At 56.2% G+C, this 14,350-nt stretch carries 10 protein-coding genes, 2 tRNA genes and 4 pseudogenes; 6 read left to right on the top strand and 10 right to left on the bottom strand.

What is annotated here, in order from left to right:
• The first annotated feature begins 313 nt into the window (after positions 1-313).
• Positions 314-685 (top strand): MurR/RpiR family transcriptional regulator, encoded by a 372-nt coding sequence (locus PSQ19_RS02630; protein ID WP_282219512.1) that lies wholly within the window; start codon positions 314-316, stop codon positions 683-685.
• Positions 666-1,376 (top strand): MurR/RpiR family transcriptional regulator, encoded by a 711-nt coding sequence (locus tag PSQ19_RS02625; RefSeq protein ID WP_282219511.1) that lies wholly within the window; start codon positions 666-668, stop codon positions 1,374-1,376. Before PSQ19_RS02630 ends, PSQ19_RS02625 begins: the two co-directional genes overlap by 20 nt.
• On the opposite strand, the pseudogene PSQ19_RS19290 reads toward PSQ19_RS02625, so the two are convergent.
• The 3 genes and pseudogenes from PSQ19_RS19290 to PSQ19_RS02605 all read right to left on the bottom strand — a co-directional run bounded on the left by PSQ19_RS19290 (position 1,330) and on the right by PSQ19_RS02605 (position 4,127).
• A pseudogene (locus PSQ19_RS19290) lies at positions 1,330-2,962 on the bottom strand (GMC family oxidoreductase). The gene PSQ19_RS02625 and the pseudogene PSQ19_RS19290 sit on opposite strands and share 47 nt — an antisense overlap.
• An 18-nt stretch (positions 2,963-2,980) precedes the next feature.
• Entirely contained in the window at positions 2,981-3,421 is a 441-nt protein-coding gene (locus tag PSQ19_RS02610; protein ID WP_282219510.1) for a helix-turn-helix domain-containing protein, read from the bottom strand.
• A gap of 621 nt (positions 3,422-4,042) precedes the next feature.
• Positions 4,043-4,127, bottom strand: a tRNA-Tyr gene (locus tag PSQ19_RS02605).
• 181 nt (positions 4,128-4,308) lie between these two features.
• Between PSQ19_RS02605 and rlmB the strand changes: the two genes are divergently transcribed.
• Both rlmB and PSQ19_RS02595 read left to right on the top strand, forming a co-directional pair.
• The gene (rlmB, locus tag PSQ19_RS02600; RefSeq protein ID WP_282219509.1) at positions 4,309-5,064 is read left to right on the top strand and encodes a 23S rRNA (guanosine(2251)-2'-O)-methyltransferase RlmB; all 756 of its coding nucleotides are present in this window, start codon (positions 4,309-4,311) and stop codon (positions 5,062-5,064) included.
• Positions 5,061-5,450, top strand: a complete 390-nt coding sequence (locus PSQ19_RS02595; protein WP_282219508.1) for a hypothetical protein — start codon at positions 5,061-5,063, stop codon at positions 5,448-5,450. The genes rlmB and PSQ19_RS02595 overlap by 4 nt, the downstream gene beginning before the upstream one ends.
• 6 nt (positions 5,451-5,456) lie before the next feature.
• Here PSQ19_RS02595 and PSQ19_RS02590 read toward each other — a convergent pair whose 3' ends face one another.
• The 6 genes and pseudogenes from PSQ19_RS02590 to cysD form a co-directional block, all read right to left on the bottom strand.
• The gene (locus PSQ19_RS02590; protein WP_282219507.1) at positions 5,457-6,281 is read right to left on the bottom strand and encodes a polysaccharide deacetylase family protein; all 825 of its coding nucleotides are present in this window, start codon (positions 6,279-6,281) and stop codon (positions 5,457-5,459) included.
• Positions 6,282-6,458: 177 nt separating this feature from the next.
• Positions 6,459-6,920 carry a YaiI/YqxD family protein gene (locus PSQ19_RS02585; protein ID WP_282220593.1) on the bottom strand — a complete coding sequence of 154 codons (462 nt, stop codon included), beginning with the start codon at positions 6,918-6,920 and terminating at the stop codon, positions 6,459-6,461.
• A gap of 13 nt (positions 6,921-6,933) precedes the next feature.
• Positions 6,934-8,062, bottom strand: a pseudogene (locus tag PSQ19_RS02580) (S-(hydroxymethyl)glutathione dehydrogenase/class III alcohol dehydrogenase).
• A 69-nt stretch (positions 8,063-8,131) separates the two neighbouring features.
• Positions 8,132-8,872: a DUF1345 domain-containing protein gene (locus PSQ19_RS02575; protein WP_282219506.1), complete on the bottom strand. Its 741-nt coding sequence runs from the start codon at positions 8,870-8,872 to the stop codon at positions 8,132-8,134.
• A 69-nt stretch (positions 8,873-8,941) separates the two neighbouring features.
• Positions 8,942-10,835 (bottom strand): annotated as a pseudogene (gene cysN / locus PSQ19_RS02570) (sulfate adenylyltransferase subunit CysN).
• Position 10,836: 1 nt separating this feature from the next.
• Positions 10,837-11,745 (bottom strand): annotated as a pseudogene (gene cysD, locus PSQ19_RS02565) (sulfate adenylyltransferase subunit CysD).
• Positions 11,746-11,888: 143 nt separating this feature from the next.
• On the opposite strand from cysD, the gene PSQ19_RS02560 reads away from it, so the two are divergent.
• On the top strand, positions 11,889-12,449 hold the full coding sequence (locus PSQ19_RS02560) for a hypothetical protein (protein ID WP_282219505.1): 561 nt from the start codon (positions 11,889-11,891) through the stop codon (positions 12,447-12,449).
• A 300-nt stretch (positions 12,450-12,749) separates the two neighbouring features.
• Positions 12,750-12,825 (top strand) — tRNA-Thr (locus PSQ19_RS02555).
• A gap of 80 nt (positions 12,826-12,905) precedes the next feature.
• Here the strand turns inward: PSQ19_RS02555 and PSQ19_RS02550 are convergent.
• Positions 12,906-14,303: a hypothetical protein gene (locus tag PSQ19_RS02550; RefSeq protein WP_282219504.1), complete on the bottom strand. Its 1,398-nt coding sequence runs from the start codon at positions 14,301-14,303 to the stop codon at positions 12,906-12,908.
• Positions 14,304-14,350 lie beyond the last annotated feature (47 nt).

The following is a 14,350-nucleotide window of genomic DNA, read 5'->3' as shown; positions in this document are numbered from 1 at the left end:
TTCACACCTCCAGACAACTGCTCGACCATCGTACCCCGTGCGCTATCCTGCATCGCGACAATTATTATCCCGCCGCCAGATCGCAGTCTGTAACTATCCTAACTTTTGAGTCAAGCTCGTACATCCAGATGCGTCCTGCTTGCCAAATTTTCCTACTATTTCAGTACATTTTGCTCTTGCGTAGTGTGTAAGTTTCCTACACGATCGCCTCAACACGACAATTGTGGCGCGGATGTGCGGGCGCTTTCCTGATAAGACATTGAGGGCCAGACATGGGAGTTCCCCGCCTGAGTAGCCTCCAAAGAGCACGCAGATGAATAAGCACGATGATGCGAACACGGGCCGAAATAGCGCTCATGCGCAGATCCCCGACATTATCTCCCAGATCAAGGACAATTACGCCGATCTGCGCCCCGCCGAGCGACGCGTTGCCGATGTCGTGCTTGCCGATGTTGCATTCTGCGTCGACGCTTCCAATGCTGAGATCGCCCGACAGGCCGATGTCAGCGAACCGTCGGTCACCCGATTTTGTCGTTCTATTGGCTGCGACGGCGTGCGTGATTTCAAGGTCAAGGCTCGCTCAGAGCGTTGTTGTTGGGCGGATATATCTGGCAGCCAACCAGCCGCCACAACCGACCGAAAACGGCTCTCCGCTTTGGAACACTGTGTTCGGCGAGGCGCATAAGGCACTCAACGCGGTAGAGCGTCAGGTGGCCCCTGAAGAGGTCATGCGCGCCGCGGACCTTATCGCAACTGCTCATCAGGTTGCCGTATTCGGGTTGGGAGGCAGTTCGTCAACGCTGGCGCAGGAATCCCAGAACCGCCTGTTCCGGTATGGCGTTATGGTCTCGGCCCATTCCGATCCATATGTCATGCGCATGATCGCTTCAACGCTCAAACCCAATGACGTTGTGATCGCCATTTCCGCTACCGGACGATCTCGCGAAGTGGTCGATGCAGTGGCTCTAGCCAAGCATTATCGAGCCAAAACCATCTGCATCACTGCACCAAACACCGATTTATCGCAGCTGTGCGACGTGCGGCTGACGGTCGCCGTACCTGAGTTTCCCGACACCATGAAGCCGACGGCATCGCGCTTTGCTTTTCTCGCCATCATCGACCTGATTTCGGTCGCCGCCGGATACCGGCTCGGCGCTACAGCACAGGAGACGCTGCGCCGCGTCAAATACAACGTCCTCTCGCACCGCAAGGGAACCGAGACTCGAACCGCTTGGAGACTGACGGCGGTAGCCGCCTCGCCTGCACTGACCAAGCTCCCGTCGTTGGTTCTCGACGCAGTGCACCAAGATTTGCACCTTGAATTGACTGTCAGTTTTTATCAGCAGTCGCGTGTCTTCGGTCCGTCCCGAGGATGAGTTCTGCGGCCCGTTCGGCGATCATGAACGTTGCAGCGTTGGTGTTTGCCGACGTTATCTTTGGCATCACAGAGGCGTCGACCACACGAAGTCCTGAAACGCCGTTCACCCTGAGGGATGAGTCGACGACCGCTGTCTCATCGCTCCCCATTCTGCAGGTACCGACCTGGTGAAAGACGGTCCCACCCAGCGTTCGAACCGCATCCCATATCTCTTCGTCGGTCTTGCAGGCACTCCCAGGGGTGCGCTCATTATCCCACAATAAGCGGAAAGCAGGTTGTTGGTGAATTTCTCGCAGCATTTTCACCCCCGCCACAATCACCTCACGGTCATGACTTTCGCAGAAATAGCGCGGAGAAATCCGAGGAGCCGTAAGGGGGTCACGGGAGGTGACCCGAACGTCTCCAAGGCTCTTGGGATGGCACTGCCAGACGGATGCCGTGAAGCCCGAAAATTTGTGTAGTGGCGTTCCAGGTTTGTCGACGGACAAAGGCATGACGTTGAACTGGACATCGGGACGTCCACCTTCGGCGTATTTCGTGCAGGCAGCACCCCCCACCTGCCCCGCGCCAACTGTAAGTGGTCCACGGCCCCGCAGGAGCCAGTCAAGCCCCATCTCCGCCAGCTTCAAGGGCCGCCGCACATCGATATTCAACGATCGGTCGTCGTTGAGTTCCAAGACAACGCGCATTTGGTAGTGATCCTGCAGGTTGCCTCCCACCTCAGGCGCGTCCACTAGAACGGGAATATCGAGCGACCGGAGCAATTCAGCGGGGCCAATGCCCGACAGCTGCAAAATCTGTGGGGTTTGTAATGACCCTGCGCTCAGAATGACTTCTCTACTCGCCCTGGCCTTGGCGACTTTCCCATTGTGGATCCATTCAACACCCACGGCTCTGCCGCCTTCGATCAGCACACGCGTAACATGTGCGTTCGTGGCCAAACTCAGATTGGAGCGCTTGAGGGCAGGTCGCAAAAAGGCTGCCGCTGCACTGGCTCTCAGCCGGCGACCCAAAGTCAGTTGATATCGCCCCGCCCCATAAGTTGTCGCACCGTTGAAGTCCGCGTTCTGCGGCAGGCCAAAATCTTTCGCGGCCCCCACCCACGCTGTGCACAGGGGATGATCGTTGCGCAACTCTGAAACTGACAGCGCTCCTGAGCGCCCGTGGTAGTCGTCATCGCCACCAGAGAAACGTTCGATCCGGCGAAAAGCGGGCAGAATATTATCGTATGACCAACCGCTGGCACCGGCATTTGCCCAGTCGTCAAAATCCTCGTGCTGACCGCGAATATAGATCAGCCCATTGATCGAGCCTCGACCCTCCCACAACCCGACCGCGGGGCCACGCCAGTCCCCGGTGACCGTCGCCTTCCGACCCTTCGGTCGAGAATACCCGTGAGAAACGCGGATCATAAATGGTGCGGAAGTATCCGACAGGAAGTTTCAGCCAGAAGTTTGAATCGTGCCCACCGGCCTCGAGCACCAGGACCCGGCACGTTGGATCTGCCGACAGCCGACTGGCCAGCAATGAACCGGCCGAGCCGGAGCCCACAATGATGTAGTCAAATTCGCGCTGTGTCGACATGTCTGTATCAGTCTTCCATTACGATCCCGCGCGTCGCCCATGCGACATGCCGGCTTGCGCGCCGCCGCTATATAGATCGAATTTGAACACGTTTCTCGACGGCAGATAGGCTCCCGCCAGACGCAAGCGAAGATATTCAGCTGCGCCGCGAACGTATTCGTCTGTGTCCCTGGCGGCGACAGTCCATCGAATCTGTAACCCGAGGACGTGGCAGCGACCTGGCTCGATATATAGGCCACGATGCGGGCCGCCCTTGCTTCCCGGACGCGATTTTTCGACTTCGGTTACCAAGCCGAGACCGACCAGTTCTTGCACGACATTTGTCATGGTCTGCAAACTAAACGGCATCCGCCCGTTAATCTCCGACCGCGACCGGCCGGGGTCGTCGTGCACAGCTTCCAACACCGCAGCAAGGTTGCTGTTACGCGCCTCATAATTATTGAGTGCGGCTATACCCACGTCGTTCTCCATTGGAATAGGACCGGAATATGCTGCCGACGGCCCGGATACAACGCCACCTTATCGCGCCGCGCTTGCGATTGGCTATGATGTAAACGAGATAGACCTTGCCCATGCGGAAAACCAAAGCACGGGAAATCCGCACGCTCAACACCCACCATGCCGCCACCGTCAACGGGAACTCGCCACGCCACCAAAAAACCAAAAACTTATCCCCGCGCCCAAAACCGCGCGTAAACTTTGTCCATCGCCCAGGCCAGAGCCGATCATGACGCGTGATGAGCCTGGGGACAGTCGGGGAGGTTGGGGCGCCAGTCTCTCGCATGGATGCTGCCCACCAGCCCGGTGGCGGGGCAAAGGGGATGGGAGCCGGACGACCGGGCTCAGTTGCCAATGTCTTGTCACCAGCCCCGAAAGGGGTGGCTGCTTAAGGCGTGTGCGCAAAATCCCGACGCGATGGCGAGACCCCGGTTTCACCTGACTTTATTTCTAACGAGGCCGCGGTCTCGCCATCGTTGCTCGCCCCTCCCCGTCGACCATTGGTCGCGCGGCCGTCTGGCCTGCCGATATAACGATAGGTCGCAAAGTGTGCGGTCAAAGTAAGATAATGGGAAGGGGCGATGGTGGAGGGGACTGGATTCGAACCAGTGTACGCTAAGCGGTCAGATTTACAGTCTGATGGATTTAACCACTCTCCCACCCCTCCACGGACAACGTCGCCAGAGCGAGAAGCGAAGCACCGAAGTGTTTCGTTGGCGGTTTATGCTGGCCTTGTCCGATTGTGTCAACACCCGATCAGGATTGCTGGCAAGAAATCCGCACACTATGATGAATTGTCCAGATTTTGTTCGCTTGCTGGGACGGGCCAAAGGCGGTATCGCTGCGCCATGAGTTACAATAAATTTCCGCCAAAGCCGCGATACAACCCCGATGACGGTCCGGTCTACCTCTATGGTATTCATACGGTACGCGCGGCGCTGGACAATGCCAGTCGCGTCAAGAAAAATCTGCTGGCAACGCCCAATGCGCTCAACCGCCTGCGCGAGAATGGCGACATCGGCAAGGTGCCGGTGCGCGAGGTCACGCCCAAGGAGTTGGACAAGCTGCTCGGCGACGACGCCGTACATCAAGGAGCGGCGCTGGAAGTCGATCCGGTCAGCCGTTTTGGCCTCAATGATATTGAACCGCTACGCCTTGTCGTGGTGCTTGATCAGATAACCGACCCACACAATGTCGGCGCGATCTTGCGCACGGCGTGTGCCTTCGGGGCTGACGCGGTAATCACCACGGCGCGTCACTCGCCGCGTGAAACCGGGGTTATGGCCAAATCGGCATCAGGCGCGCTGGACCTGGTGCCAATGATTGAAGTCCGTAACCTTGGCGATGCGCTCGAGACACTCAAGAAGCGTGGCATGTTGGTGCTCGGCTTCGATTCCGACAGCGAACAACAATTACGACCGCGCGACGCAGATGTGCCGTTGGCTATTGTCATGGGCGCTGAGGGCAAGGGCCTGCGCCAGCGGACGCGCGAGTTGTGCGATGAAATGGTCAAGCTGGATATGCCCGGCCCGATAAAGTCGCTCAATGTTTCAAATGCTGCCGCGATTGCATTGTTTGCAGCGACAGCGGGACGACGGCAATGAGTAGTTTCGAGCCCTTTGCAATGGCACTGCGGCTGAGTGGGGTGACCCTGACGCGACCGGCGCTGGCGAAACTGCTGGGGCGGGAAATTGTCCGGTTTGAGCCGGAGGACGCCGCAGACAGTCACTATGCCCAGATTGATCTGGACAGCGACAAACCGGTTCGAGCGCTGTTGGAACTTGCCAGCGGAGCGGGACCGCAGGTCAAGGAATTGTTGGCGACACGCCAGATCGGATTGGCGGTTCTGGATATCGCGTTCGACTTTCCCGAATCGGGAGAGGCCATGTCGAGCCGCCTGCCCGCACATGCAGTTGCCGCCATTGGGCTTTGCGACATCGATCTTGAATTGTCGGTCTATCTGGTTGACGAGTCTGACGACGACGACTGACCAAATTTAGAGGTTATCGCTCTGGGTCGCTGCGGGCACGCCTGGTGCTTCGGCCTTGATAATGTCGGTGCCGAAGGGACCGTTCACTTTCGGCACCAACCGAACAACACTGTAGCCACGATCTTCAAGTTGCCGCAAAAAGTCGGGCAGCATGGCCACGGTACGGTCGTGGATATCATGAAACAGGATAATGCCCTTTCCGCGAGTTTCGAGGCGCTTCAGGGTGCGTGCGGTGACGACTTCAGGTGTGTCTGAGTAGTAGTCTTTGCTGTCGATATCGACGCCCAGGATTACAGCGCTACTGCGGTTGAGACTAGTCCGCAGGAAGCCATTTTGCGCCAGATAGGGAAAGCGGAAGAAAGGTGCCGGTTCGTCACCGACTTTGGCCAGGGTCCGCGATATCATATCTTCGGCGCGGGCAATGTCCTCCACGGCCTCGTGCCGTGAGAGAGTTGTCAGATCTGCATGGTCATAGGAATGGCTGCCAATGGTGTGCCCCCGCAAGGCGACCGCCTGGGCGGTTTTTGGATGGGAAGCGACGGCCTGCCCGACCATCAGGAATGTTGCCTTGACGCCAAAGCGATCCAGTGTGTCGAGGACGGCGTCGGTTTTGCCCGGGCGCGGGCCATCATCAAAGGTCAGGATGACTTCGCCGGGCTTCAGGACAATATCGCTTGCCGAGGCTACGGCCAGCGTTCGACCGGCAAGCGGGCTCGTGGAAAACAGCGCGCGCGGCATTGATTGATAAGTTGGCGCAAATGCTGATCGCATGACGCTGCCGGTTATCGCCGAATTATCGATGGCTTCAGCACCATCGGCGGCTTTATCCATCGCGGCATATGCCGCAACATGGTTCTGGGGCGGCTTTGCGCATGCGCCCAACAACATGCCAGCCAAAACGAACGACACAACAACACGCGACACTGACACGGCATGAACTCTGGTAAATCACAACAGCGTTCAGTTTTTCCGATTATGGTTAATATTCCCTTGGATGCCGCGGGGTTTTTACTTAATGGAAATTAACGCCTTGCGCCCCAGCGTATCAAGCGCACTTAGAAAAGCGGAGCGATCCGCGGGGCGAAAACTGGCGTTGAGCCCCCTGCTCTCGCCGGTCTCGCGCAGGTGCTGGTTCAAATCGCGCATCGCCAGCGCCATGCCGATCGACGCCTCGGTAAATAGCTTTCCGGTGAAGCCGAGAACGTGGCATTGGTTTGCCAGCACACGTCCTGCCAACGGAATGTCCGCCGTCAGCACGATGTCGTTTGGTTTTGCCTGCGCGACAATCCAATCGTCGGCGGCATCGGCACCCTGGGGCACGACAATTATACGCACCATTGGATCACGTGACGGGCGGACGCCCCCATTGGAAACGAGCGTGATTACCATACCGAGGCGCTCGGCGACCTTGATTGCTTCGTTCTTGACCGGACAGGCGTCGGCATCGACATAGATTTGCGGCGGGTTCAGCATCGCTATGGTGTTAGTACAGGACGACGCTGCGAATGCTCTCGCCCGAATGCATCAGATCAAAGCCCTTATTGATGTCTTCCAATCTAAGGGTGTGGGTGATCATCGGATCAATTTCGATCTTGCCGTCCATATACCAGTCAACGATCTTGGGCACGTCGGTGCGCCCACGCGCACCACCAAACGCTGTTCCCATCCATGTACGGCCGGTGACGAGTTGAAATGGTCGCGTTGAAATTTCTTTTCCCGCAGCGGCAACGCCGATCACAACCGATTTGCCCCAGCCGCGATGACTGGATTCGAGCGCCTGACGCATAACAGTGGTATTACCGGTGCAATCAAAGGTGTAGTCGGCGCCACCGATCTGATCGTTTCCCCGTTTGGTCATATTGACCAGGTGCGGCACGATATCGTCGTCGATTTCCTTGGGATTGACAAAGTGAGTCATTCCAAAGCGTTCACCCCAGGCTTTCTTGTCATTGTTGAGGTCGACCCCGATGATCATATCGGCGCCAGCAAGTCTTAGTCCCTGTATGACATTCAACCCGATACCACCTAGTCCAAACACCACAGCAGTAGCGCCTGTTTCGACCTTTGCCGTATTGATAACGGCGCCAACGCCCGTGGTAACACCGCAACCGATATAGCAGACCTTGTCGAACGGCGCCGACGCGTCGATCCTGGCAACGGCAATTTCGGGCAGCACGGTATAGTTGGAAAATGTCGAGCAACCCATATAATGGAATATCGGCTTTCCCTTATAGGAAAAGCGCGACGTGCCATCGGGCATCAACCCCTGCCCCTGCGTGGCACGAATGGCCGTGCACAGATTGGTCTTGCGGCTGAGGCAGGACGGGCACTCGCGACATTCGGGCGTATAAAGTGGAATAACGTGATCGCCGGGTTTGACGCTGGTGACGCCTGCCCCCACTTCGACCACCACGCCGGCGCCCTCATGCCCCAAAACCGCAGGAAACAATCCTTCCGGGTCTGCTCCGGACAGCGTGAATTCGTCAGTGTGGCAAATGCCTGTTGCCTTGATTTCGACCAATAGGCTCTCCGGCCTTTGGGCCTTCAAGGTCCAGTTCGACAATCTCGAGTGGCTTTCCGGCCTCAAAGGCGACGGCGGCGCGGGTTTTCATTTGGCAGCTCCGAGCAAATCAGTTGCAAAGGTGTCGCATATGGGCACGCCTATCGCAATGCAACGACGGTCAGGCGCCGCCCATTGCCAACACCACATTGATCGTTGCCGCCAACAGAACCGTGTTAAAAAAATAGGTGAAGGTTGAATGGATCAGCACAATTCGGCGCATCTTGTTCGAGGTAACCCGAACGTCAGAAACTGCGAATGCTGTTCCAATAACATAAGCGAAATACAAGAATGCGGCCCCATCCGGTGCGTCGCCCTCGGGAAAGTCCAGCCCACCGACAGCGTCATTTGTGGTATTTGTCGGGACGGCAGAATCCGAGACATAATATTCATATGCATAGTGGAGCGCGGCCATGGTGTGGATGACAAACCACCCCAAGAGCACCGATATCACACTGAAAATGACTCCTTGCACGGCAGGTCCGCCGCGCGCATTAAGCGCCATGAATAGAGAGCCGCTGCACAAAACCACGATGGCAATAACAACGATAAAAATCAGCCCTGTAGGAGTATCAGCGTCGTCCGCTCGTGATCGGAGAAAGTCTGCATCAAGGACAGGCAGCATCAAGGCCACGAGGCCGAGATAAACCGCAAAGGTTATATTGGCCGCAATAAGGACCGCATAGTCTGGGTCAAGCCATAGTCCAACGAGAAGTGCTACGAAGCCGATCCCTAGGGCAACATAAAATGTACCGTGCCGCGGTAACCGGCTATTGGCAATTTTTGTGCCTAGCGGATGTTTGTCAATAAGAGCCGCCGTGGTGGCGCTTCGCGCCGACTCCTCAGATTTATCGCTGCCCATTCTAGTGCTCCCCGGCCGTAACGCGACCGCCTAGCTAAATGCGGCCGCCGGGTCACAGGTTGCCCAGGATCAATCGATCTTTAGCCAGTCATATAGTTGATCGGCAAGAACGGCCGGGTCCTGCTCAGCACCGTGCAAGACCAGTTCGGCATTGACTGGTGGCTCAAACGGGCTGTCGAGACCGGTGAAATTCTTGATTTCACCGGCACGGGCGCGCTTATAGAGACCCTTGGGATCGCGGGCTTCGCACACCTCGAACGGGGTATCGACATAGATTTCGTAAAACTGAATGTCACCGGCGATTTCCCGAGCCAGACGGCGTTCGTTGGCAAAAGGGGAAATAAACGACACCAGCACGATCAGGCCGGCGTCGGCCATAAGCCGGGCAACTTCAGCCACGCGGCGGATATTTTCCACACGCGCCGCTTCGGTAAAACCGAGATCCTTATTGAGACCATGGCGCACATTATCGCCGTCAAGAATATAGGCGTGCTTGCCGGCTGCTGTCAGTCGTCGCTCCAGCACATTGGCAATGCTGGATTTTCCGGAACCCGACAGGCCCGTGAACCAAACAATCTGCGGGGTTTGTTCCTTCATGGCGGCGCGCACGTCGCGGCTGACATCGAATGACTGGTAAGAAAGGTTTTGCGCGCGGCGAAGCCCGAAATCGATGGTACCGGCGCCGAGTGTGGCGTTGGTCAAGCGGTCGACAAGAATGAAGCCACCCGTCAACGCACTGGTCGTATAGGGATCAAATGCGATTGGTTTGTCGGTCGCGATTGTTACCGTGCCCACCTCATTGAGGTCGAGCTTGTTGGCCGCTCCCTGTTCAAGCGTGTTCACATTGGTGCGGAACTTGATATCGGTAATAGTGGCGGGCACTATCTGCGCGCCAATCTTGAGCAAGTAGGAACGCCCCTGAAAGGCAGGTTCCTGGCTCATCCACACCAGGCGCGCCTGAAACTGATTTGAATATTCGGGGGTTTGGCCTGGATGGGACAGCATATCACCCCGCGAAACATCGGTATCGCGATCAAGCACAATCGTCACAGCCTGGCCTGCCTCAGCGCGGTGCAAATCGCCGTCCATGGTGACAATCCGTGACACTTTGGCGGGTTGGCGGGAGGCGGAAATCAGTATGTCGTCACCAGTAGTAATGTGACCAGACGCCACTGTGCCGGAAAATCCACGGAAATCGAGGTTGGGCCGGTTTACCCATTGTACCGGAAAGCGCATGGGCAGGCTCGGATTTATCCTCATTGACATCAATGGTTTCCAGATATGGCACCAATGGTTGCCCTTGGTACCATGGCGTTTGCGGGCTGTTGGCCAGAATGTTGTCGCCTTTGAGGGCCGAAACAGGAACCGAAATTAATGTCTTGAATCCGAGAGTGTCGGCAAAGCCTCGATATTCCTGCTCAATTTGCTCGATTTTTGCCTGATCATAGTCGATCAGATCAATCTTGTTGATCACCAGCACGACATGCTTGACGCCAATCAGCGAGAGGATGAAGCTGTGGCGTCGTGTCTGGGTCAACACGCCCTTGCGCGCATCGATCAGAACCAACGCCAGATCGGCATTGGAGGCACCCGTCGCCATATTGCGCGTGTATTGCTCATGGCCGGGCGTGTCGGCGACGATGAATTTGCGCCGATCTGTGGAAAAGAAGCGATAGGCGACATCGATGGTGATGCCCTGCTCGCGTTCCGCGGTCAGCCCGTCGACCAGAAGTGAAAAATCGATGCCTTCGTCGCCAGTGATTCGATTGCGACTTTCCTTGCGCAGGCTGGCGAGTTGATCATCCAGGATCAGTTGGCTGTCGTAGAGTAATCGGCCGATCAAGGTCGACTTACCGTCATCGACGCTTCCGCAGGTCAGAAAACGCAGCAGTGACTTGTGGGTTTGCTGGCTGAGCCAGAGGGCAATATCGGTATCGGGGGTGGCAGCGGCGGCAGTTTGCATATCAGAAATAGCCTTCCTGCTTCTTTTTTCCATCGAACCGACGCTGTCACTATCAATCAGGCGACCTTCCCGTTCGGAGGTCCGACTGGCCTGCATCTCCATGATGATTTCGGGCAATGTTGCCGCGTGCGAGCGGATGGCACCTGTCAAAGGGTAATCACCCAATGTGCGGAACCGCACAACTTCGTCGCGTGGCTGCTCACCGGGCGCAGAATCGGAAACGCTCATCATCGATCATGATCAAGGTGCCAGAGCGCTCCACAACCGGACGGCGCTTGGCAAAATATAACGCCGGCAGTTCAATCTGCTCGGCATAAATGTAGGTCCAGATATCGAGTTCGGTCCAATTGGAGATGGGAAACACCCGCATACTCTCGCCAGGGTTCAGACGTGTATTGAAAACCCGCCATAGTTCGGGGCGCTGATGCTTTGGGTCCCAGGCGTGCTGAGCGTTGCGATGAGAAAAAATACGTTCCTTGGCACGCGACTTCTCCTCGTCCCGTCGCGCGCCACCGATGGCCGCATCGAAACGACCCGCATCCAGCGCCTGGCGCAACGCCTGTGTCTTCATGATATCGGTAAAACGCGACGAGCCATGGTCGAACGGATTGATGCCATCCCGAATCCCGTCGGGGTTGGTATGACTGATCAAATCAAATCCATACTGTTCGGACATGCGGTCGCGAAAGGCGATCATTTCGCGAAATTTCCAGGTGGTATTCACATGCAGCAGTGGAAACGGAATTTTCGATGGGAAGAATGCCTTGCGTGCCAAATGCAGCAGCACACTTGAATCCTTGCCGATTGAATACATCATCACTGGCCGCTCAAAACTGGCCGCTACCTCCCGAAGAATTTCGATGCTTTCGGCCTCAAGAGCCCGCATATGAGACATTTCTGGCGTCGACATTTGTAGGGCTCCGGTCGAATTCGGCAGAGAAACCGTGACTATACGGGGGATTGGTACGGTGACCAACATCCAACGGCAAGCGCAATTTCGACACGGCACACCCGACCCGGCAAAATCGCCTGTCCCTCGCCCGACAGGCAAAAGTGGCGACGCATAAGCGCACAGTTCGAAGTGTTTTCGTCCCGCTGAGCGCGAGATGTGCAGAAAAATCATTCTCGGGGCAAAACAGCATTGAGAAATCAGGGAACGCTCCAAGCAACGCCAAAACCTCTTGCCTTGAAGCGCAGCCAAGGCTAGCACCTGATCGCGACAACTGGACTTCCCGAATAGACGGCACTAGATTTTGGTCGTCTATTTGGGGAGTAACAAGTGTGAGAATTGCGATCATTGCAGCCTTGATGATGCTTGCGCCTAGCGCTGCATCGGCAGCCTGCTTTCAAACAGTAGGCTATGATACGACGAGTTTTATCAATGGTGCCGTCGATTATTTAGTTTGCCTTCACAACCAACAGAACGACGCCTTGGAGGAACACACCAGGGCACTGAACCGGCAAATTGACACCAGCAATCAACACGCAGATCTAATCAATCAGAACGCGCAACGGATCTCCGATCTGGAACGCCAGAACCAATTGCTGCAAATGCAGCTTGATGCCCTGACCGGCCTGGTCAATGCCATCGATGGCAGGATCAACGCCCAATAGGCGGGTCAATTTCAACCATGAACAGAACAGGCACAGAACAAACTTATCGCACGTGCGACCGTGCGACGCGTTTTTTCGTCGCATGTTCGTCGCATGTTCTCTTTTTGAAACTTAAATGAACCCTTGCAAACGCCCGCGCTGCCTGCTATTTCCCCGGCCAGCGCCGGTATAGCTCAGTTGGTAGAGCACCTGATTTGTAATTGGAGGGCCTGGGAGTCAAAAAACGAGATCGGAACATGCGCTTAAGGTTCATGCGATCCGATCAAGTACCGAATAGGCACCGAAAATCGGTGTCGAGAGGCCGGCTTAGCTCAGTTGGTAGAGCGCGTGATTTGTAATCACGATGTCGGGGGTTCGAATCCTCCAGCCGGCACCATTCCTCCCCGCCGCAATAAAAGGATCGGCTGCAGTCGATCCTTCCGCAATTGACACGCGGCAGATAGGTGGAAATCGTGCTTATGCTTTCTCGAACGCAGCACGAAAGTCATATGATCTAATTACCCGACCGGAGTTGAGCTTTTCCTTGGCGAAAGAACCCCGGCAGGCCCAAACTTGCCGGGCAAGGTTGACGTTGCTCTCCAAGCGCCGCGCGAGCGTATCCGTCACTGGAAAACGCTCGATTAGATCGACCGTAACGTGGAAGCCGTCTCCATAAGTTCGCCAATAATCGTAGAAAAGCTTGGACGAGAGAATTTGAAGGACAAGCCCACGCTCTTCTTCGGAGTGCGTTTTGATTGGGATGCAACCGGCGCCAGCTGCCTCATAGTCCCGAATGCCAATGTAGTTTCTCGCAACACCACCCACCGAGAAAACTGGCTTTCCTATCTTGGACAGAAAAGTGCGAAAGGGCCGCGCATCACTTGCATCGTGCATATAGTCGGCCAGCGCGTCCGACGCTGGTCTAGGTATTTGCCCGCTCGGATCGTCGTTGCTAAATGGACGAAATGTCGGAACGGTAGACAGCAAGGTTGGGCGCTCGGCCGTAAGCCAGCTTAAAAGGGGCGATGCCTCCCGTAGCATGGGATCGGGACCACCGAGATTGAGGATGGTGCAGCGCTGGCTGTTCGCCCGGTTCGTGTTGGTGCTATCGGGCTTACCTGCTTTAAAAAGGTAATCCGGTATATTGTCGTAGCTGGATGCGCTGATACCCATTCCCGCCGTTCGGACTGCAGCGCGCAGGTCCGCATAATCGCGGCTGAAACATACCGAAAGGGGGACGATCAGGCTTACCCCCTTTATACCACGATATGACAGCATCGCTTCAACGAAATCAGCATATAGGTTACGCCAACGAGCGCCACGGGGATTGGCGACAAAGGGGGGATTTCCTACAAAAACGACATTGGTGAAGGCGCTCGTGTTGACCCATTCGAGAAAATCGCTTTGGTCAGGACCGATGCCGTCAAAGCCCACTCCAAGTGCGCGCTCGATTTCTCGCAAATTTTCGGAAAAAAATCGTAGCGCAGCCAAATTGATGTCCACGACGTGGAAGCGCAAATTGGCGAGGCTTTCCGGAGTGGCCCCGAGAAGGGCGGCCTTCTTAAGAAAGCTGAACACAAACATGCCCGACCCGGCTGAAGGCTCCACTAGTTCGGTAGAGGAGATGAACGTGAGCAGCGAATTGAGGTCGCAAATACGGTGATGACGGAAGAACAAATCCCAAAAGTGCCCCGCGACGTCTGCAGGAGTGTAATAAGAGCCGCTTGCCTTACGCTGCTGCGAGGGATCGCTTCCACCCTGCCGAGACAGTTCCAATTCTGCGGTCTCGGCCGCCAAGATTGCTTGGTCGATCAGGCCTAACCAGTGACCATGTGCTTGCTCGGATTTCCAACGGGTAGATGCGAGACCGTTCATTTCTGCTTCCTATCTCTGGTACTCTCGATCGCCAACAGCCTAGAAAA

The sequence above is a fragment of the Devosia algicola genome (genome assembly GCF_028816455.1).
Classification (GTDB): Bacteria; Pseudomonadota; Alphaproteobacteria; order Rhizobiales; family Devosiaceae; genus Devosia; species Devosia algicola.
The sequence above is the reverse complement of the archived record's forward strand: the minus strand, read 5'-3'. Positions and strand labels throughout refer to the sequence as shown.